The organism is Allobosea sp. CER48 (assembly GCF_044752385.1).
Lineage (GTDB): Bacteria > Pseudomonadota > Alphaproteobacteria > Rhizobiales > Beijerinckiaceae > Allobosea.
Window position 1 is genome coordinate 1 of sequence record NZ_JBIWYK010000658.1, and the last position, 1,374, is coordinate 1,374.

The 1,374-nt window shown below is 67.2% G+C and carries 2 protein-coding genes; both read right to left on the reverse strand.

Going from position 1 to position 1,374, the window contains the following annotated elements:
* On the reverse strand, window positions 1–678 hold a 678-nt coding region (locus ACIPIA_RS16335), incomplete at its 3' end, for an ABC transporter ATP-binding protein (protein WP_400511026.1).
* The coding region (locus tag ACIPIA_RS16340; RefSeq protein WP_400511027.1) for an ABC transporter permease at window positions 641–1,374 on the reverse strand (734 nt) is incomplete at its 5' end. The genes ACIPIA_RS16340 and ACIPIA_RS16335, both read right to left, overlap by 38 nt.

A 1,374-nucleotide genomic window follows, 5' to 3' on the forward strand; every position in this document is an offset into this window, starting at 1 on the left:
GATCGAGCCGGAGAAATCCTGGCGCAGCCGGTCGAGCAGCTCCACGATCTGCGCCTCCACAGTGGCGTCGAGCGCGGTCGTCGGCTCGTCCGCCAGCAGCAGGTCGGGCTCGACCAGCAGCGCCATCGCGATGACGATGCGCTGGCGCATGCCGCCCGACAGCTGGTGCGGATAGGCATCGAGCCGGTCCGGGGCGTCGGAGATGCCGACCTTGGTCAGCATGGCGAGGCTGCGGACGCGGATCTCCTGACGCGAAAGTTGCGGAAAGCGCCGCCACAGGATGTCGCGCAGGTGGGTGGCGACGGTGAAGAGCGGGTTCAGAGCCGTCATCGGGTCCTGGAAGATCATCGCGATTTTCCGGCCGCGCCAGTCGTTCATCTCGGCTGGTGACAGCTTGAGCAGATCGGTGCCCTCGAACAGGATCTCCCCGTCGATGCTGTCGAGATTGTTGGGCAGCAGCCGCAGCAGGCAGGACGCCAGCGTCGACTTGCCGGAACCGGATTCGCCGACGATTCCGATGATGCGGCCGCGCGCGAATTCCAGGTTGATGCCGCGCAGGATATGCGCCGGCCCCTGATCGGTTCTGGCGTCTAGTCTGAGATTGCGGATCTCCACCATCGCGTTGGAAGCCGTGGTCATCTCAATGCCCTCCCCGGTCCAGGCGGGGGTCGACGGCATCGCGCAGGGCTTCGCCGAACAGCGTGAAGCCGAGCGTGGCGACGGCGAGCGCCGCACTGGCGACGACCACCGGGACCTTCGAATCGGAGAGATAGGCATAGCCGTCATAGATCAGCGTGCCCCAGCTCGCGAGCGGCGGGCGCACGCCGAGCCCGATGAAGGAAAGCCCGGCCTCGATCGTGATGACGACGGGGATGTCGATGCTGGCCAGCACGACGAGCGGCCCTGCGATGTTGGGCAGCACATGCGACAGCACCAGGCGCCGCGCGGAAGTGCCGAGCAGGCGCTCCGCCTCCATGAACGGCGCATTGCGAAGGGTCAGCATCTGGGCGCGGGCGACGCGGCCGAAATGCGGCACCAGCGTCACCGCGACGATCGCGGTCACCAGCCCGGTGGAGGGGCCGAACACCGCCACCACCGCGAGCGCCAGCACGAGGCTCGGGAAGGAGGAGACGATGTCGAAGACGATCAGGATCACGCGCTCCCAGCCTGTGCTGAGCGTGGCCGCGATGATGCCGAGCAGCGTCCCCACCACAAGGGCGGAGGTGATCGCGATCAGGGCGACCAGCATCGCCACCTGAGCGCCAAAGACGAGGCGGCTGTAGAGATCGCGGCCGAGATGGTCGGTGCCCAGCCAATGGGCAGCGGAAGGGCCGGAGAAGCGATTGAGGATGTCGAGGGCGTCGGGATCATGCG